Consider the following 18,694-nt stretch of genomic DNA (forward strand, 5'->3'; position numbering starts at 1 on the left):
GCCTCACCCCTTCGGGCGCAGGACGTCGGGTTCCAGGTAGATCAGCCGCGCGATCGGCACGGCCGCGCGGATGCGGGCCTCGGCGTCGTTGATCGCGTCGGCGACCTCGCGGGCGTCGTCCTGGAGGTCAATGGCGATCTTGGCGGCGACCAGCAGCTCGTCCGGGCCGAGGTGCATGGTGCGCATGTGGATCACCGAGGGGACGTCGCGGCCCTCCACGATCGCCGCCCGGATCAGCCGCACCTGCTCGGGCCCGGCGGACTCGCCGATGAGCAGGCTCTTGACCTCGGTGGCCAGCACGATCGCGATGGCCGCGAGCAGCACGCCGATCGCCGCGGTGCCGATGCCGTCCCATACGCCGTCGCCGGTGATCAAGGTCAGGCTCACCCCGGCCAGCGCGAAGACCAGGCCGACGAGCGCACCGGTGTCCTCCAGGAGGATCACCGGCAGCTCGGGCGACTTCGACCGCCGGACGAACTGCACCCAGCTCGACCGTCCCCGGCTGCGGTTCGACTCCTTGACGGCCGTGCGCAGCGCGGTGCCCTCCAAGGCGATCGCGACCAGCAGCACGACGATCGGCACCCACTGCCACTCGTCGATGGAATGCGGATCGCGGATCTTGTGCCACGCCTCGTACAGCGCGAACAGCCCGCCCAGGCTGAACAGCACGATCGCGACCAGGAACGCGTAGATATAGCGTTCGCGCCCGTACCCGAACGGGTGCTCCTCGGTCGGACGGCGCTCGGCGCGCTTCCCGCCGATCAGCAGCAGCGCCTGGTTGCTGGAGTCGGCCACCGAGTGGATCGCCTCGGCCAGCATCGACGACGACCCGGTCAGCGCGAAAGCCACGAACTTGGTGACCGCGATCCCCAGGTTCGCGCCCAGCGCGGTGAGGACGGCCTTGGTGCTTCCTTCGGCGCTCACGCACTCCCCCGGCGGATGAGACTGTCACGGGTCCGGACGAGGACCATCCCTCTCGTCGCCCGGCTAAGCGTAGGAGGCGATCGCCGGGAGCATGTCCTGAAGGGTGCGTCCCTGGCCGGGTTCGCCGATCGCGGCCATCTTCCACCCCGAGCCCTGCCGGTAGACGCGGGCCATCACCATCGTGGTGTGCCGCCCGCCGCCGGTGAGGGTGTACCGCGTCAACTCCTCGCCGGTGCTCTCGTCGACGAGCCGACAGAACGCGTTCTCGACCTCCTCGAAGGTCTGGCCGCTGAACGAGCTGACCGTGAACACCAGCGACGTCACGTGCACCGGCACGCGGGACAGGTCCACCAGCACCGACTCGTCGTCACCGTCCCCGACTCCGGTGAGGTTGTCGCCGGTGTGCCGGACCGAACCGTCGTCACTGGTCAGCTTGCCGAAGTAGACGACGTCGGCGACGCCGCCGTCGGCCAGCAGCACGCAGGAGGCGTCCAGGTCGATGTCCTGCTCGCGCTGCTTGCCGAACATGCCCTTCTTCTTGATCGCGTCCCAGCCCAGGCCCATCCGGACCATGGCCAGCGTCCCGCCCGCCTTCTCCAGCGAGACCCGCTGCCCCTTCACCATCGAAACCGCCATACCCGGCTCCTCTCACCGCCGACCGACCGCACCCGTCCGAGCGGCGGGCACGTTTAAAACTACACTTGTAGCAGATCACGGGTCGCGGCGTCGGCGGACTGGCCACCAAGTGCGGCCGTCCAACCAGACGACCGCCGCCGCCGTGGGAGAAGGCGCACTCAGCCCCGGCGTCACCCGCCGCGTCATCGACGACTACGAGCCGTCATGCGCTCTCTTCGCCCCGCGGCGGCCTCGGTCACGCCCCTCCCCGGCCGCCATGGGCGGAACAACTTCTAAAGTAGAGCTGTTATGATTTTCGAGCAGCGATACTAGTAGGCTCGTTCATGTTGCTGTCCGAGGTGATCGGCCATGACGTCCCGGAATCACCTGAGCCGCATGCCGCACCATTCGCCACTGGGGCACCGGCCGGCCCGGGTCGGTGACGCTGGCCGCGCTCCCCGTAAGGAGACATTCGCCATGACCACCACGCACCACCCCATCGCGATCATCGGCGCCGGTCTGGGCGGCCTGACCGTGGCCCGGGTCCTGCACACCCGCGGCATCGAGGCGGCGGTGTTCGAGCTGGAAGCCGGACGCCATGTGCGCACCCAGGGCGGCATGCTCGACATCCACGAAGACTCCGGACAGGTCGCGCTGCGCGCCGCCGACCTCCACGACGGCTTCCAAAAGATCATCCATCCGGGCGGGGAGGGACTGCGGCTGCTCAATCGCGACGCGACCGTCGCGCTGCAACAGCAGGACGACGGCACCGGTGATCGCCCCGAGGTCGACCGCGGAGACCTGCGCGACCTGCTCCTGGACTCCCTGCCGGACGGCACGGTCCGATGGGGCGCCAAGGCCACCGGCGTCCGCCCGCTGGACGACGCCCCGCACCGCGGCCGCCACGAGGTGACCTTCGCCGACGGCGCCGTCATCACCACCGACCTGCTCGTTGGCGCCGACGGCGCCTGGTCGAAGATCCGGCCGCTGGTCTCCCCCGCGCACCCGTCCTACACCGGCATCTCCTTCGTCGAACTCGACCTTCTGGACGCCCGCACCCGCCACCCCGGAGCCGCCGACATGGCCGGCAGCGGCTTCTTGATCGCCATGGACGGCGAACGCGGGTTCCTCGCCCACCTCGAAACCGACGGCACCCTGCACGTCTACACCGCGCTGCGGGCCCCCGTGACCTGGTTGGACGGCATCGCCTTCACCGACATCCCGGCCGCCAAGACCGCGCTGCTGTCCCATTTCGCCGACTGGTCCCCCGCCTTCCACGCCTTGATCACCGACGCTGACGGTCCCCTGGAGCCTCGCCGCATCAACGCCCTGCCGGTCGGCCACCGGTGGGACCGCGTCCCCGGCGTGACCCTGCTCGGCGACGCAGCGCACCTCATGTCACCGTTCGCAGGGGAAGGCGCCAACCTCGCCATGCTGGACGGCGCCGAACTCGGTCTGGCCATCGCCGGCCACCCCGGCGACCCCGAAGCCGCCCTGACGGCCTATGAGAAGGACTTGTTCCCGCGCAGCGAGACCTCGGCCGCCGAATCGGCCGCCTCGCTGGAGCTGCTGTTCGGCCCCGCCCCCATCGCCCGCCTGGTCGAAATGTTCACCGGCCACGAGCGGCACTGACGCCCCGCCCGCCGCCCCAGGGGCCGTGCCCGGCTCCAAACGAAAGGCGTTCCGAAATGATCAAGATCGCAGTCGTCCTGGCAAGCACCCGCCCCGGCCGTCGCGGCGAGACCGTCGCCGACTGGGTCCTCAAGCACGCCGCCCAGCGCGCCGACGCCCGCTTCGAACCGGTCGACCTCGCCGAGGTCGACCTGCCCCACCTGGACGAGCCGATGCCACCCGCCACCGGCCGCTACACCCACCAGCACACCAGATCATGGGCCGAGACCGTGGCCGGCTACGACGGCTTCGTGTTCATCACCCCGGAGTACAACCACTCCTATCCCGGAGTGTTGAAGAACGCCCTGGACCGCGTCTACGCCGAATGGAACAACAAGGCCGCCGCTTTCGTCTCCTACGGCTTCGACGGCGGCGTCCGCGCCGTGGAGGCGCTGCGCCCCGTCCTGGGCGCGCTGCAGGTCGCCGACGTGTCCGCGCAGGTCGCGCTCAGCTTCCACAACGACTTCACAGGCTTCACCGAGCTCACCCCCGCCGAACATCAGACCGCCGCACTCACCACCACCCTGGACCAGCTCGTCGCCTGGTCCACCGCCTTGGCCACCTGGCGCGCCACCGCCTGACCAGCACAGCGCCAAGATCCCTGACCGCCCAGCAACCAACGCTCCGCCGTCCCGCCCGCCATCGACGCGCTCATCACCGCTCTTCTTGCCGAGAACCCTGACCAACGCGCGTCCCATCGGCCAGTCTCAGCGATCGGTCCTCGGCACCGCGGCCGACGAGACTCGCGCCTGTCCCCATCCGGTTACCGTTTCAGGCGGTAGCGGCGCATGAGGTCTGACGCCTCCTCGCCATTTCGCGTCAGGTGGGTCCGGACGTTGGCCATAAAGATCCCATCGCGTTCATGGGCGTGAAGAGTCAGCGGCTCGGAGGTGGTCGGTGGTGGCACCGAAGGCTTGGCGGTAGTCGCGGGGCGGCAGGCCGACGTGGCGGGTGAAGTGGTGGCGCATGGTGAGGGGGGTGCCGAAGCCGCAGCGGCGGGCGATGGCGGCGATGGGCAGTTCGCTGACCTCCAAGAGGTGCTGGGCGGCCAGGACACGCTGGGCCAGGAGCCATTGCAGCGGGGTGTCGCCGGTGGTCTGGACGAAGCGGCGGGCGAAACTGCGCTCCGGCATTCGCGCCAGGCCCGCCATTTCGGCGACGGTCCACGGGTGGGCCAGATCGTTGACGATCCGTTCGCGTAGCCGCGAAAGGGCGTCGTCCCGGCCGACGCCAACTGGGACGGGACGGGTGATGAACTGCGCCTGCCCGCCGGGCCGGAACGGTGCGGTGACCATGGTGCGGGCGATCTCGGCCGCGGCCGCGGCGCCGTGGTCGCGGCGGACCAGGTGCAGGCACAGGTCGATGCCCGCGGCCACGCCCGCCGAGGTCCAGACGGCGCCATCCCCGACGAACAGGACGTGGGGATCCACGGTCACGCCGGGATGGCGGCGGGCGAGCTCGTCGGTGTCGAGCCAGTGGGCGGTGGCCCGCCGACCGTCCAGCAGGCCCGCGTCGGCCAGCAGGAACGCGCCCGAGCACAGGGACGCCACGGTGGCGCCGCGTGCGTGCGCGGCGCGCAGCGCGGCCCGCACGTCCGGGTGGACGGGCTCGGTCGGGCGCTGGACCCCGGGGACGACGACCAGGTCGCACTCGTCCAACCCGTCCAGACCGTGATCGGGCACGCAGGTCACTCCCGGCCGCATCGCGACGGCGGTGCCGCCCGGACCGCAGGTGCGCAGTTCGAACGCCGGGACGCCGTGGGCGGTGCGATCGAGTCCCCAGACCTCGGCGGCGACGGCGTAGTCGAACACGCGGACGTGCTCGGTGACCAGTACTCCCACACGCAACATGGCGCGAATCTATCCCACATTGCCGTTTCTGCCACTCACGCCGCCGTTGGCCCGCCGACCAGGCTGGACACCGATCTTTCCCGCTAGGTGAGGAGTGCGACGCCATGCCCTTGGCTTTGTTCGCCCTGGCCGTCACGGCGTTCGGGGTGGGGACCTCGGAGTTCGCCGTCATGGGGCTGTTGCCGCAGGTCGCCCACGGGGTGGGGGTTTCCGTTCCGGCGGCCGGGGGCCTGATCACCGGCTACGCCGCCGGTGTGATCGTCGGGGCGCCGCTGCTCACCGCCGCCTCGACCAGGCTTTCGCGCCGCACCACCCTGATGGTGGTCGCGGCGCTGCTGGCGGCGAGCAGCGTCCTGTCGGCGGTCGCCTCCGGCTACGGCGTGCTGCTGGCGGCCAGGGTGGTCGCGGGCGTGCCGCAGGGGGCGCTGTTCGGGGTCGGGTCGGTGGTCGCGGCGCAACTCGTCCCGCCGGACCGGCGTTCGAGCGCGATGTCGGTGATGTTCGGCGGGTTCACCATGGCGAACGTGGCCGGGGTGCCGCTGGTGACATGGCTGGGCCAGGCCGCGGGCTGGCGGGCCGCTTTCTGGGGGATCGCGGCACTGGGCGCAGTGTCGATGGCCGGCATCGCCGTGCTGGTCCCGCGCCGACTTCGACCCGACGACGAGGCGGGCCTGCGTTCGGAACTGGCGACGCTGCGGCGGCCCCAGGTCTGGCTCGCGATGGCGGTGACGACGGCGGGCTTCGGCGGCGTGTTCGCCTCCTTCACCTACGTCACGCCGATGATGACCACGGTCGCCGGGTTCGGCCCGTCCAGCATGACGGTGCTGCTGGTCGTCTTCGGGCTGGGCATGGCCACCGGAAATCTGGTGTCGGGCCGCTATGTCGGACGGCGTCCCATGTCCAGCCTGTATGTGTTCCTGGCCGGGCTGACCGTCGTGCTGACCCTGTTCGTGGTGACCGCGCACAGCGAGCCCTTGGCGGCCTGCACCTTGTTCATGCTGGGGCTGTTCGGGTTCGCGACCGTTCCGGCGCTGCAGATGCGCGTCCTGGACAAGGCCGCGGGCGCCCCCGCCCTCGCCTCCGCGCTGAACATGTCGGCGTTCAACATCGCCAACGCGCTCGGCGCGCTCCTGGGCGGGACGGTGATCAGAGCAGGGTTCGGCTACACCGCCCCCAACGCCGTCGGCGCGCTGCTGGCAGCCACCGGGCTCGCCTTGGCCGTCTACTCAGGACTGCTCGACAAGCGCACCGAGGCGGCGATCACACGATGACCGGCGAGACCGAACGCTACACACCTGGCCACGACACGTCCGCCATCGATTTCATGGCCGCCAGGACGGCTGCGACGCACGCACGCTTCTTCCTCCCGCACCTGGCCCCGGGAATGACCTTGCTGGACGTGGGTTGCGGGCCCGGAACCATCACCGCCGACCTGGCCGCCGCCGTCGCACCGGGACACGTGCTCGGACTCGACCGGCAAGCCTCCCAGCTCGTCGACGCACGCGCCCTCGCCCGGCACAGGGGCCTGACCGACATCGAGTTCCGGGAGGGCTCCTGCTATGACATCCCGCTGGACGACCGATCGGTGGACCGCGTCTTCTCCCACGCTCTGATCGAGCACCTCGCCCACCCGGTTCGGGCGCTGGCCGAGATCCGGCGGGTGCTGCGCCCCGGCGGGACGGTCGGCCTCTGCAGCCCCGACTGGGGTGGCTTCCTACTGGCCCCGCCCTGCGACGACGCCATCAGCGCCTACACACGCCTGCAACAAGCCAACGGCGGAGACCCCTTCGTCGGCCGCAAACTCGGCCGGTACCTGCTCGAAGCGGGATTCGAGCAATACCACCTGGACGCCCACTACGAACGCCATGCCGACCCGTCCCGCATCGCCGACTACCTCGCCGTCCAACTCGACACTGCAGGACAGACGACCCACGCCCGCCGACTCCGCAACTGGGCCGCCGACCCCAACTCGATGTTCGCCCAAGCATGGGTCACCGCCGTTGCCACCCGCCCCCGCTGAACAAATCGTGAACTGCGCGGCGAAGGCCACATCTTGGTCACCTCTATTGCAAAGTCGGCCACGCCGGCAGTTTCCAGGGCCGCAATGCAAGCCGCGCTCGACGACACGGGACGCGAACTGACCGCGCTGCCGACCGAGTCGCCCGGCTGGTGGGACCGCCCACGAGGGTGACTCGGATTTCCCGGGCGACCAGGTCTAGAACGGGGCGTCGCCGCGGTGCGAACTTAGTCCCTACCGGTGCGGTAAGAGCCCATTTCGGCCGACGGGGCACGGCCAGAATAAGCATCCAGAACCCTGCTTTGAAGGTCTCGCCATTCGCGCGGACGCACTGGCATCCAAGAGTCTTCAGAGTGCGCCCGGAATGGTGTACACGCGACCACCATCGTCCGCCGGGCAGCGGGTCAGCGCCGACATTCGACTGGCTCGTAGCGTGAGTCGCGAGGGCGGACTGAACGACGGCCTGACTGGCGCTGTGGTCGGATCGGCGCAAGCGCGACGAGGTTGGCTGGCAACCGCCGGGCCGCGATCGTGAACTGCGGTGAATCCAGGCGCAGGTCCGGCGTGGTGCTGCGGCGTCATTTCGAGGTGCATAATCCGACTCTCGTGAATTCGCACCTCAAACCGGACACAAGATCGCAGCAAGTTGGCCGGAGTAGGTCACGAACATTGATGTTGCGCCCCTCGTGGTCCCCTGGAAGCCGGCGTCGAGGCGTGGACCTGGTGTGAGGTCGGTGGCGGATCGCCAACTTGTATTGGTGATCCTTCGTCGGAAGGCATGTCCCTGTCCTCCAATGATGCGTAAAGTCATGGTTGCAGGGGGATTTCAAAAGCTAAGGAGTTATTGCGCCTGTGTCTCATTTCTGTGCCCAGCGACAGCACCCCTGCTCGACCACCTCGTGATCATCATCCCAGGCTGGACGCGAGTGATCTCGATGAAGGGACCAGCATGTCTGAGTGGATCGTTGATGGAGCCGGTATCTCGCCTCCGACTTCCGAGGTGCTTCTCGATGCGGTACGGCACGGTGCCGTTCGACGGGCTCCTCGGCATCGGTTGGCGGTTCGGCTCTTGGAGATGGTCATTCACGAGAACCGGCGTTGGTTTGGTGACGCCGCGGTGCGTCTTGACGTGCTCGTCGTCCATGGCGGCAACACGACGGCAGAGTATGCGCCGACCACGTTCAGCTTTCCTCGGGTGGGTGATGGTGATCGCCTGCCGATCGGTGACGGCGGACTGTTGTTGTTCCACGGTCGTCCGAAGTGGTTCCTGAGCATGTTCGTCGCCGTTTCACGGGACAAACCGCAGGCCTCGCCGCTGGCGGAGCTGGTCCAGGACGTAGTCACGTCCGAGCCTGCCACAACGCTTCAGGCCCAGGCGCTCACGCTCGCCACCGGTGTTCCCGATCCTCAGATGCTGGCGATGGCCTGGCAGTCGGCGCTGCTCGTCGGAGACTCGATGCTGAACGCCCTCAGACGGGAAACAGGAGCTTCCATCGGTGTCTACCGCGATTCCTGGCTGCGCGGCAAGGACGGGTGGGGTGTCGGCCGCCATCCGGCCAGCGGCTTGCTGACCGCGAAGGACCTCGCATTCGCCTTTGAGATCGTCGAGGAACCGGAGTGAGTGACGATATCTCGTCGTTCAATGCAGAGCAGCGAAGGGAACTCCTGTCGCTGTACGACTTGTTGATGACAGAGCTAAGTGCCGCGCTCACACCCGAGCAGGAGGCCCTCTTCGGCTTCACCCGGCACCAATTGCGCAACGATCAGCAAGTGGCTGACGACGTTGTCGTCAGAGGGCTACGGATTCTCGGCGAGCAGGCGAACGCCGACAGGCGGCCGGACCTTTGGCGCAAGGTCCGGCGCGTCTTGTACGAGGTGACGGCGGACCCGGCCCTCGGCCCCCCGTCCGACGCGCGTCTGAAGTACAGCGGTCCTCCTTTGACGAGGCCGCAGTTGCGCAGGCTTCGGTCGCTGTATGACCTTGCCCTGGAAGAACTGCATGACGTGCTCACACCGGACGAGTTCGCGGTCTTCGATGCCGTGCGGCACCGGTTACGCAACGACCTTCCGATGACCGACCTGGCCGTGATGGGTCTTAGAGAACTCGGCGGGCTAGCGGCCGATCATCGACGGTCCGAACTCGTCGTGCGGCTCCTGCGTAGCTATCTCGACCTGATTCCCGACGCCTGGAGCATCTGGTACGACCTCGGAAACCATCTGGTGCATTCGGCGGATCTGGAGGCTGCGCTAAGCGCCTATGACGAGGCGCTACACCGCAACCCCGACCACGCTTATAGCTGGTACAACCGCGGGTGGGTGCACTACGAACTGAAGCACTACGACGATGCCGTGGCCGACTTCGTGGCAGCCGCTCGGCTGGACTGCGACCTGAGATCCTTCGCGAAGGCGATCACCCGCCGGATCATCAAGGTTCGCGGCTTCACTGCCGTTTTCGAGATCATCACTGATTCTACGCTGCCACTGAGTCAACGCCAGAAAATCGTCCAAGCACTACAGGAAGCCATCGACGATGCCCGCGATTTCGATGGTTGGTACCTGACCACGCCGCCCGACCTCTCACAAGACGCGGAAAGCCAACTGGCCGCACTGGCTCTTCGCGCGGAACTGGCGGATATTCGACGGGAAAGCCCCCTCACGCCGGGCTTTCTCTTCTTCAGCCGTACCACCACGGAGTACAACGTCAAAGTTGTTGAAGAGTCGGAACTACACGAGAAGCTCTGGTATCTCTCGCCAGACGGGCGACCCAGCGCACCGGACCGGGTTCGACACCTACAGCGGCTGGAAGAAGCCCTGCGAGTGGGGCGACGGCTGGGGGCGCTCGAGGCCGTCTGGGCCGTTCATTATGTTGCAGGTGCTATCGCGTTGTCGTGCCACATGGACGGCGCGGTCGACTGGCCGTCGCCGGTTCTGCGACTTGCCGTCGCACGCCGCTCCGCCGACGGTATACATCCCGACGACCGAGGGAATGCCGCGAAAGTCGAGCACTGGATCCGAGAGCGTGGAGGAAAGAACGTCTCTGACTACGCCCTAAGCCAGTTTCGCGCTGCTGCGGACACGCTTAATGAACTGTCACTCGCTCTGGCTGGACCGGACACTGAGGCGGTGATCTTCCCAGCGGACATGAACCAACTGCTGACGGAATACATAGACGACACCGAAGGACGCATCGAACAAGATACTCCAATCCCGGTAAGACTCGGCTCGACCCTTCGCGCGGAATCATTGTGGCTGCTCATCGAGCCGGTCTACCGCGAATGGGTATTGGCCGCCGACTACGGGGGACGTCCAGACGCCCGCCTCACCGCGCTCTGCCACGCGCGGCAGTTCAATGCAGTCGCGGCGACCGAGTTGTGGTCCGAAGTCCCGGCCGAGCTTTGGCAGGCGTGCCGGGCGCGGATCGTCGAGGCATACGACACGGACATCACGATCACCGAAGTTCAGGAAGCACTTGGTCCGGAAACGGTCCTCGCTGATTACTACACTTACGAGATCTTCGGCGAGACGGTGTCCCGGCTTGCCATCACCGCCTCGGAGGCCGCTGTCACGACGCGGGATGTCAACGTCACCGGTGGCGAACTCAGGGCAATGATCACCTCGGGCCGACCTGCGACCCTTTGCTCGACCGGATTTCCTTCGCAGGTGGAGGACCCGCTCGTGCTCCCGTCTCCGCTGCCGCGAACCGTGATCTTGGTCCCGTACGGCTACCTGCGCGAACTTCCCATTCATGCCCTGCCCACGGTGCGAGCGGCGATGGACAGGGGCGAAGTGGATCGCGTCGTTTATCTCCCGACCGTCTCGTTCGCGACACGCCCGTACCGTCCCCCGACCCGCCCTGAGCGCGCATTGTTCGTTGGCTGTGACCCGGCTGGCGACATCGGTTTTGACGCGGACCTGGAATCTCTTCGTGAGTACGTCGACGAGGTCACGGTTCTGACTGATGACGATGCCACACTCGCCACCGTCCTCACAGAAATGCAGCGACACGACCTCGTCCATTTCGCCTGCCACGGTGATCTGGACCCGCGCCTGGCCGCCGGGTACCTGGAACTGGCAGATGCGCGACTGTACCCCTGGGACGTGCTGGCCCAACCAGTCCCTCAAACCGTCGTCATGAATGCGTGCCTGGGGATCAGCGTCCAGCGTATCGAGACCACATCGGACGGGGCATTCGGGCTGCACGATGCCTTCCTCTTGGCCGGTGCACGCCACGTCGTCGGCGGCTTGTGGGAGGTCCATGAATGGACCGCACGGCAGTTCGCCAAGTCGATGTATCGCAGGCTGTCCGCCGGACTTGACGTTCCGGCAGCAGTCGCCAGCGCACAGCAGGATCTATACAGCGCCACGCCCGACCCGTTTCTCTGGGCACCCCACGCATGCTTCGGCGAATGGCGATCCTGAACTTCGGGGTGGGCGGGAGAGCGGTTCCTCGGTCAGATGCGGTCGAGGCCGACCAACGCCACCGCCTGGCCCGGCACCCGCTCACCAGGCAGCGGGAGCGCGTGGTCCGCGCCCGCCTGCTCCAGAAGACCGGCGACACCACGCGGGCGGCCGACCTGGTCCGGGCTGGACGTCGGCCGAGTGTTCGCTTGACGGCCACGAATGGGATCAGGTCGGCGGCATCGGCATCTTGGGCGGCGCCTCGCCCAACATTCGGGTAACCGGACGACCTGCCGTTATGGAGTCGCTCGCACTCTTCGACCCCAGAGGCGCGGCCCTCTGTAGGGCTAAGCGGCAGGCGTTGAGCCGGGCGCGGCCAAACGCAGGTGCGCAGATCAATCACCCAGGTGAGCGACGTCCACTTCCTGGACACGTCCATTTGCGGGGATAAGGTGCGTTCTAGAGGGTATTACGACAGAGGACCGAGTTTGCGGCGGGCCATTATTACGGTAACGGTCATTACTCTCTGGAACGACGATAGGTCCCGATGGCTTCGAATCGACAGGTAGGGCGGGACGGTACCCACATCGCCCTGGTCTCGCTGGGCAGCGAAGTGGTCCGGTGCGGGCTCCGCACCATGTTGTGCGAGCTCAACGCGCTGGAGGACGTGGTCGCCAGCGGCAACTTCGACCACAGCATGGAGTTGCTGCACTCGGGTCGTCCCACGCTGTTGGTTCTGAACTACGGCGACGAGCCTCAGCAGGCGGAGAAGCTCGCGAGCACGGCCGCCGACGTCGGCGTGCAAGTGCTGTTGATGCTGCGGACCGTCAGCGGAGAGACGCTCGCGCCGGTGGCCGCCGTGCCGGCGGACGGCTATCTGCTGGAGCCGACGTTGACCCGCGAGGTGCTGATGAACGCACTGAGCGACTTGGACAGCGGGTTGGTACCGATCCCCCATCCAGTGGCGCGCAGGCTCCTGGCCGAGGTCGGCCCCGCCACCCCGCCCGACCCCCTCGCACCGTCCAGCCCTGTCAACCCGACCGGGCCCGTCGCGGCGGTGCCGGTTCGCGAAGGCGCGGAGCCCACCACGCTGACGGATCGCGAGCTACAAGCGCTGTCGCTGATGGTGGAAGGGCTCAGCAACAAGCAGATCGCCCGCCGCCTGGGCATCTCCGAGCATGGCGCCAAACGGCACGTCGCCAACATCCTGGCCAAGCTCAACTGCTCGAACAGGACGCTGGCGGCCGCCGTCGCCCTCAGCCGCGGACTGGTCCGGGACCCCGGGACCTCGCGCCGGGCTCGACGCCGCTGAACACCAGCCCGCCACGATCCAGCCCACCGCCATCCAGAGCGGCCAGAGCGCGCAGCGGTGCGCGGGCTTTCAGCAGCATCTCTTCGTACTCGGCCGCGGGATCGGAATCCAGCACGATGGCGCCGCCCGCGCCCACCGACAGATGGCCCGGGCGCGCCACCATGGTGCGGATGACGATGTTGAGGTCCGCGGTTCCGCCCAGGCCGAAGAAGCCGATCGCGCCGGAGTAGACGCCGCGCGCCCGCCCTTCCAGCCTGTCGATGATCTCCATGGTGCGCAGCTTCGGCGCTCCGGTCATCGATCCGCCGGGGAAGCACGTCCTCGCCGCTTGGACGGCGGTCACGCCCTCCCGCAGGTGGCCGCGCACGGTGGAGACGAGCTGGTGCACCGTTTCGTAGGACTCCACCGCCATGAAGCGCGGCACGCTGACCGTGCCGATGTCGCTGATACGGCCCAGGTCGTTGCGGAGCAGGTCGACGATCATGAGGTTCTCCGCCCTGGTCTTGTCCGAGGCGGCGAGTTCGTCACGCAGGGCGGTGTCCAATGCCGGTTCAGGAGCACGCGGTGCGGTGCCTTTGATCGGCTTGGACTCGGCCATCCTCTCCCCGTCGACCTTCAAGAAGCGCTCGGGGGAGGAACACAGAACGTGCATCTCGTCCAACCGCAGATATGCGGCGTAGGGCGCGGGATTGAGTCGCCGCTGAGCTAGATAGAGCTCGTAGGACGAGCCGTCGAAGGGGATTTCGGCGCTGTTGGTCAGGCAGATCTCGTAGCTCTCCCCGGCCCGCAGCAGCCGCAGGCACTCCTCGATGTCCGCCATGTAGCGCTCTCGCGGCCGGACGAGCCACGGCTCCGGATCGAATTCCGGACCCGGCTGAGGCACCGGTCGCGCCCTCAGCCCGCGCCTCCGGCAGACATCGGCGGCCCTGGAGACCCAGGCGCGGGCAGCCTCCCGGCTCTCACCCCTGCGGTCGGTCAACGCGAGCGCCCACGCCTCTCCGGCTTCGTGGTCGATGGCCACGAACCTGCTGGCCGACATCCAGATGGCGTCGGGCGACGACGAAACGTATTCCGCGGGGGCACCGCACTCGCGCTTCAACTCGTAGCCGAGATAGCCGACATAGCCGCCGTTCAGGTCGAACGGCAGCGCCGGATCGCTCGGGACGGCCCGTGCCGCGAGATGCGCGTCGAGCACGTCGAAGATCGAGGCGGAGACCGTGGACTCCCGGCCGCCCGCTCGCACCACCACACCGCCGGATCCCGGGCGGCAGCACAGGATCTCGCCGTGCGGCCCGCCCGCGTCGCCCAGAAAGGAGAAGCGGGACAGGCCGGGCTCGACCCGGCTGCTGTCCAGCCAGAAGGAGTAGGGCTCGTCCGCGAACAGTTCGGTGAAGACGTCCTCGGCATCGGGGACGCTGGAAATTCGCTCGACCTCCAGGGACCAGCGATCGGACGTCCCCACCCGCGCAGCCGAGCCGTTCACGGCACCCCTGCCCGGCCTGGCCGTCGCGTTGTACTCCGCCGCGAGGTCGCGGAAGTTCTTCATCAGCGTCGGCCCGAAGTCGGTCGATATCGACTCCGGGTGGAACTGAACGCCCCACCAGGGCATCCCCCGGTGTCTCAGGCCCATCACCACCGAATCCGCGGTCCATGCCGTGACCTCCAGGTCGTCGGGCACGGGCGTGGCGACGCACAACGAGTGGTACCGCACAGCATGGAAGCCCTGGGGCAGACCGCGGAACAGGTCGCGTCCGCAATGCCTGATCTCTTCCACCTGACCGTGGACGGGTGCGGGCGCGGGCACCACTTCGGCGTCCGACATCCAGGCCAGCGCCTGATGACCGAGGCAGACTCCCAGCGTGGGCAGCCCCGAGTCGCGGACGAGGTCGAGCGTGACGCCGACGTCGCGGTGCTGCTGCGGACGTCCGGGCCCGGGAGAGACGATGAGCGCGTCGAACCGGCTCAGATCCAGCTCGGCCCAGCCCGGATCGTCGTTGGGCATCACCACCGGCTCCACCCCGTAGGCCCGAGCGGCGAGCTGGAACAGGTTGTAGGTGTAGGAGTCGTGGTTGTCGACGATCAGTGTACGCACGGCAGTTCCCAGAGGTTGGCGGCGGGCAGGACGGCGCGGTGCCGTACGGCCCGCCGCCAGTCCGCGGCCCTCGCCGAGACCCTGGTGGCCGTCGAACGGCCGTCGGCGCCGACCCATGCGCGCACCGGACGGAGGCCGTGCAGAGCGTTGAGGGTCCAGGTCTCCAGCGTCGGCAACTCGGCGAGGTCGACGCTCTCCCGCCGGACGGCGCATCGCCAGCACTCGGCCAGCCGTTCCAGGTGAGTCCTGGTCACCGACGGGAGGACGGGGAGGTCGGCTTCGGGCACGCACAACTCGTCGCCGCGCCACCACACCAGCGCGCTGTGGGCCGTCTCCAGCACGGTGCCGCCGCTGCCGTAGAGCAGAGCGTCGTCGGCGCCGACGGTCTTGGCCCGATCGCGCAACCCAGCCAGGACGCGGAGATCAGGGCCCTTGACGGTGGGGCACACGCGGGGATCTGCGTCCGGCGGGATCCACAGCGTCACCTCTCCGGCTCCGGGAGCGGGCGCGGGTCTGGGCCAGAGAGCCAGCCTGGGCTCGGGCCCGCCGTACGCCTCGATCCTCGGGAACCAGCGGCCATGGGACGGCAGCCAGTGACGCACCGCGTCCAGGAATTCCAGGACGGTCGCGGGCGACAACTCGGGCACCAGCTCCGCACACGCGCCCAGGAAGCGCCGCCCGTGCAGCATCAGGTCGCGCACCCGCCCCTCGGCCACCAGCCAGGAGTCCACGACCACCGGGGCGTCGGGACGCCAGTCCGGCACGGGGGTCAGGCCGGACGGTTCGTTCCACACCAGGCGCAGGCTCGACATAGTCACCACTCTCCCGTGCGCACCGCGAAGCGGCGCAGCTTGCCCGTCGCGGTGCGCGGCAGCCTCGCCCGGAATTCCACGTGGCGCGGCACTTTGTAGGGGGCGAGCCGGAGCCGGGCCAGGGCGATCAGCTCGCTCTCCAGCCCGGCGCGGACCGCGTCGGAACAGGGCACCACGAAGGCGCGCAATTTCCGCGCGCCGTGCTCGTCGGGGATGACCGCCACGGCGACCTCGGACACCGCCGGGTGCTCGCCCAGCACACGCTCGATCTCCAAGGGGGAGACGGTGATGCCGCCGACCATTTCCATGTCGTCGTTGCGGCCGCAGTGCTTCAGCGCGCCGCCGTCGACGTATTCGGCCAGATCCCCGGTGCGCAGCCAGCCGTCGCGCAGCGCCCGCGCGGTCTCGGCGGGACGGTCCAGGTACCCGGCCATGACCGAGGCGCCTCGCACCCAGATCTCTCCCGAGCCCTCCGTGATGAGCGCGCCGTTCTCGCCGCGCAGCACGACCTCGTATCCGGGCAGCGGACGGCCGATGGTGCCGGGCTCGTCCCGCCAGGCAGTATTGGAGCAGTAGGCGTGGCCGACCTCGGTGGAACCGAGCTGGTCCAGGACCGGAACGCCGAGAACCTCACTGGCCCTGGCACCCAAGGCGAGAGACAAGGACTCCCCGGCCGAGACGGCCACCCGAACAGATGAGAAAGCCTCGGGCGGGCATTCAGCCACCAGGTTGGCGTAGGCGGACGGAACGCCGTACAGCAGCGTCACGCCGTGCCGCGCCACGATCTCGGCGATCTCCACCGGCACCGGCCGGTGCGGCACGAGCACGGCGGCGGAGCCGGAGAAGAGCGGGAAGACCAGCGCGTTTCCCAGGCCGTAGGCGAAGAACAGCTTAGAGACCGACAGCGTGACGTCGTCGCGCCGCACGCCCACCACGCCGTCGCCCGCCGCACGCTGGTAACGCTCCGGGTCGGCGTGGCGGTGCAGCGCCGCCTTGGGGACGCCGGTCGTGCCGGACGTGTACTGCGCATACAGCGGTGTGTCGCCGGACACGTCCGCGACCGGTCCGGCGGGGGCGTCAGCGGCCAGCCGCATCAGGCGCTCGCCCGTCAGGACGGCAGGACCGGCGAAGCGTCCGACGAGGTGGTGCTCGGCGACCACGAGGCGGGCCCGGCAGTCGTCGGCCAGGAAGCCGTGCTCGTCGGAGACCATCTCGGGATTGACCGGTACCGCGACCGCGCCGATCCGTGCGGCCGCGAGGAACGCCGTCACCCATGCGATGCCGTCGCCCATCGAGATGAGCACCCGGTCACCGGGGCGGACGCCTTGGCCGACAAGGACCGAAGCGGCGGAGGCGGCCATCGCGTGCACCTCGCCGTGCATCCAGGAACGCTCCGCCGTGTGGAAGGCGGGCCGCTGCCACCAGCCCTCCCGGCGGGCCTTGGCGGCGAGACGCAGCGCGAGGTTCGCGGACGGGCTCCCCGCCTTCCCACCGCCGCGCCGTGGCGCGGTCGGCGTCTGGACCGTGGCACGGCTGGACGGAGGCTCAGGCATGACGGGACCTTTCCGGCGGGCCGCCACGGGGACGGCGCGGCAGGTCGAGGGGGGCTGTGAGGAAGGCGCCGTCCACGGGGCCCACCGGCCACCAGCCACGCGCGATCAGCTCCGCGAGCGCGTCCGCGCGGTCCTCGGCCAGCGCGTCGGCGACGAGGGTGCCGAGCAGCCAGAGGATCGCCCCCGACATCGCCAGCGCGTCGTCGTCCTCGGGATCGGCGGGACGCAGCCGCGGGGTGGCGACCAGCATCGCCACGTGCTCGGCCAGTTCCAGCCGGTCCGCGCGGCCGGTGGCGTGGAGCCGTCGCCGGGCGTCGTGACGGCGGCGCTCCAGCGCGGCCAGCCAGCTGGGAGCGACGCGGTCGAGGAGCGCGGCGGGGACGTGCGGCGTCGGCCGCACCGGCGCGCCCGCGAGCGTTTTCGGCAAACCCTCACTCGCCCAGCCGCGCGCCCCGTCCGCCGGGACGTGCGCGGATACGCCGTGGAGCAGGGCCGCGACGCGGTCTCCGCCGGGTCCGAGGTCGCGGGCGAGTCCCTCCGGCGGGGCGCTCAGCTCGTAGTAACGGGCCAACGCGTCGCCACCTCCGGGTAGTCCAGTTCGAGGTCGTCGCACAGCAGCGCCCGGGTGCGCCGGACGAACTCCGCCCGCGCCTCGTCGTTGGTCTGCCGTTTGATGCCCCACTTGCGAAAGGTCTCGTTGTTCCTTGAGTCGCTGCGCCCGAAGAAGGGCAGGGTCATCGCGATGAGGCGGTGCGCCGAGGAGCGGACCTCCTCGCGGGTGCCCGGATCGGCGGCCAGCCGCTTGGCCCGCGCGGTGCCGAACCCGACGTGGAAACGCTCCTCCGGCATCAGCGACCGGCACAACTCGCGCAGCGGCACATAGGAGCACTCGCACAGGTCTTCCATCAGCACGACCTCGGCCAGATCCACGATCGCCTTGGTCATCACATATCCGGTCCACGACTCCACCTGGTAGTCGAAGACCGACAGCGGCGGACGGTCCTGGACGTCCTCAAGGCCCAGTTCATTCGCGAGCTTGTTGAACTTCAGATGGTGGCCGTACTCCTCCATCGCCATTCTGCAGGCGAGCCATTTGTCACGCGGAGTAGGCGCGAGCGAAATGGACGGCTCATCGAACACCGCGGCCCCCGCCGCCTCATTGCGCACATGACTTCCGATGATCTTTCCGAGCGCGGTGACGTACTCGCCGCCGAGCGCGTGCGCCGCGGCGGCGTCCCGGGGTTCCTCGGTGAGTGCGGGCGGCATCCCATCTCCTTCCGGACATCATCGACGGAAGCTAAGCGCGGCCCGAAGCGGAGGCAAGTGCCCGGATGGGCACCTCGAAAGAGCACCTCCCGACTTGGGACGGTGCATCGATCGGGCACCGCTGGCACGTTCCCGCTGATCAACCTTTCCGGGCCGACCGGTTAGGTTAGGCAACCCTAATCGT

15 protein-coding genes are annotated in these 18,694 nt (G+C 68.7%); 7 read left to right on the plus strand and 8 right to left on the minus strand.

From position 1 onward, the window contains the following. Positions 1-3: 3 nt before the first annotated feature. Positions 4-924, minus strand: a complete 921-nt coding sequence (locus FXF65_RS11850) for a cation diffusion facilitator family transporter (RefSeq protein WP_148349807.1) — start codon at positions 922-924, stop codon at positions 4-6. A gap of 63 nt (positions 925-987) precedes the next feature. Then, on the minus strand, positions 988-1,560 hold the full coding sequence (locus tag FXF65_RS11855; protein WP_148349808.1) for a TerD family protein: 573 nt from the start codon (positions 1,558-1,560) through the stop codon (positions 988-990). A 456-nt stretch (positions 1,561-2,016) separates the two neighbouring features. Here FXF65_RS11855 and FXF65_RS11860 point away from each other — a divergent pair, with 456 nt between their 5' ends. Together FXF65_RS11860 and FXF65_RS11865 are read left to right on the plus strand one after the other, a co-directional pair. Further along, on the plus strand, positions 2,017-3,171 hold the full coding sequence (locus FXF65_RS11860) for an FAD-dependent oxidoreductase (RefSeq protein ID WP_148349809.1): 1,155 nt from the start codon (positions 2,017-2,019) through the stop codon (positions 3,169-3,171). Between the two features lie 56 nt (positions 3,172-3,227). Beyond that, on the plus strand, positions 3,228-3,791 hold the full coding sequence (locus FXF65_RS11865) for an NADPH-dependent FMN reductase (protein ID WP_148349810.1): 564 nt from the start codon (positions 3,228-3,230) through the stop codon (positions 3,789-3,791). A gap of 279 nt (positions 3,792-4,070) precedes the next feature. Here FXF65_RS11865 and FXF65_RS11870 read toward each other — a convergent pair whose 3' ends face one another. Next, positions 4,071-5,060, minus strand: coding sequence for a GlxA family transcriptional regulator (locus FXF65_RS11870; RefSeq protein WP_148349811.1), 990 nt, complete (start codon positions 5,058-5,060; stop codon positions 4,071-4,073). A gap of 104 nt (positions 5,061-5,164) precedes the next feature. Between FXF65_RS11870 and FXF65_RS11875 the strand changes: the two genes are divergently transcribed. The 5 genes from FXF65_RS11875 (at position 5,165) to FXF65_RS44530 (ending at position 12,787) form a co-directional block, all read left to right on the plus strand. Next, the gene (locus FXF65_RS11875; protein ID WP_148349812.1) at positions 5,165-6,331 is read left to right on the plus strand and encodes an MFS transporter; all 1,167 of its coding nucleotides are present in this window, start codon (positions 5,165-5,167) and stop codon (positions 6,329-6,331) included. Next, on the plus strand, positions 6,328-7,080 hold the full coding sequence (locus FXF65_RS11880; protein WP_148349813.1) for a methyltransferase domain-containing protein: 753 nt from the start codon (positions 6,328-6,330) through the stop codon (positions 7,078-7,080). Before FXF65_RS11875 ends, FXF65_RS11880 begins: the two co-directional genes overlap by 4 nt. A gap of 1,072 nt (positions 7,081-8,152) precedes the next feature. Then, a complete protein-coding gene (locus FXF65_RS11885; RefSeq protein ID WP_148349814.1) occupies positions 8,153-8,698 on the plus strand; it encodes a hypothetical protein in 546 nt (181 codons plus the stop codon). Next, entirely contained in the window at positions 8,695-11,496 is a 2,802-nt protein-coding gene (locus FXF65_RS11890; protein ID WP_148349815.1) for a CHAT domain-containing tetratricopeptide repeat protein, read from the plus strand. Before FXF65_RS11885 ends, FXF65_RS11890 begins: the two co-directional genes overlap by 4 nt. Before the next feature lie 526 nt (positions 11,497-12,022). Then, a complete protein-coding gene (locus tag FXF65_RS44530; RefSeq protein WP_222868512.1) occupies positions 12,023-12,787 on the plus strand; it encodes a helix-turn-helix transcriptional regulator in 765 nt (254 codons plus the stop codon). On the opposite strand, the gene pabB is transcribed toward FXF65_RS44530, so the two are convergent. Genes pabB through FXF65_RS11920 form a run of 5 tightly spaced genes read right to left on the minus strand, consistent with a single transcriptional unit; the run spans position 12,732 to position 18,510 of the window. Continuing rightward, complete coding sequence (gene pabB / locus FXF65_RS11900; protein ID WP_148349816.1) at positions 12,732-14,879, minus strand: aminodeoxychorismate synthase component I; 2,148 nt, start codon at positions 14,877-14,879, stop codon at positions 12,732-12,734. The two genes, FXF65_RS44530 and pabB, sit on opposite strands and share 56 nt — an antisense overlap. Further along, positions 14,867-15,691, minus strand: a complete 825-nt coding sequence (locus FXF65_RS44535) for an aminotransferase class IV (RefSeq protein WP_148349817.1) — start codon at positions 15,689-15,691, stop codon at positions 14,867-14,869. Before FXF65_RS44535 ends, pabB begins: the two co-directional genes overlap by 13 nt. Positions 15,692-15,693: 2 nt before the next feature. After that, the gene (locus tag FXF65_RS11910) at positions 15,694-17,244 is read right to left on the minus strand and encodes an AMP-binding protein (protein WP_148349818.1); all 1,551 of its coding nucleotides are present in this window, start codon (positions 17,242-17,244) and stop codon (positions 15,694-15,696) included. Further along, positions 17,237-17,815 (minus strand): hypothetical protein, encoded by a 579-nt coding sequence (locus tag FXF65_RS11915; RefSeq protein ID WP_148349819.1) that lies wholly within the window; start codon positions 17,813-17,815, stop codon positions 17,237-17,239. Before FXF65_RS11915 ends, FXF65_RS11910 begins: the two co-directional genes overlap by 8 nt. Beyond that, entirely contained in the window at positions 17,794-18,510 is a 717-nt protein-coding gene (locus FXF65_RS11920) for a Phenylacetic acid catabolic protein (RefSeq protein ID WP_187412235.1), read from the minus strand. Before FXF65_RS11920 ends, FXF65_RS11915 begins: the two co-directional genes overlap by 22 nt. Positions 18,511-18,694 lie beyond the last annotated feature (184 nt).

Origin of the sequence: Actinomadura syzygii (assembly GCF_008085905.1) — a bacterium.
Lineage (GTDB): Bacteria > Actinomycetota > Actinomycetes > Streptosporangiales > Streptosporangiaceae > Spirillospora > Spirillospora syzygii.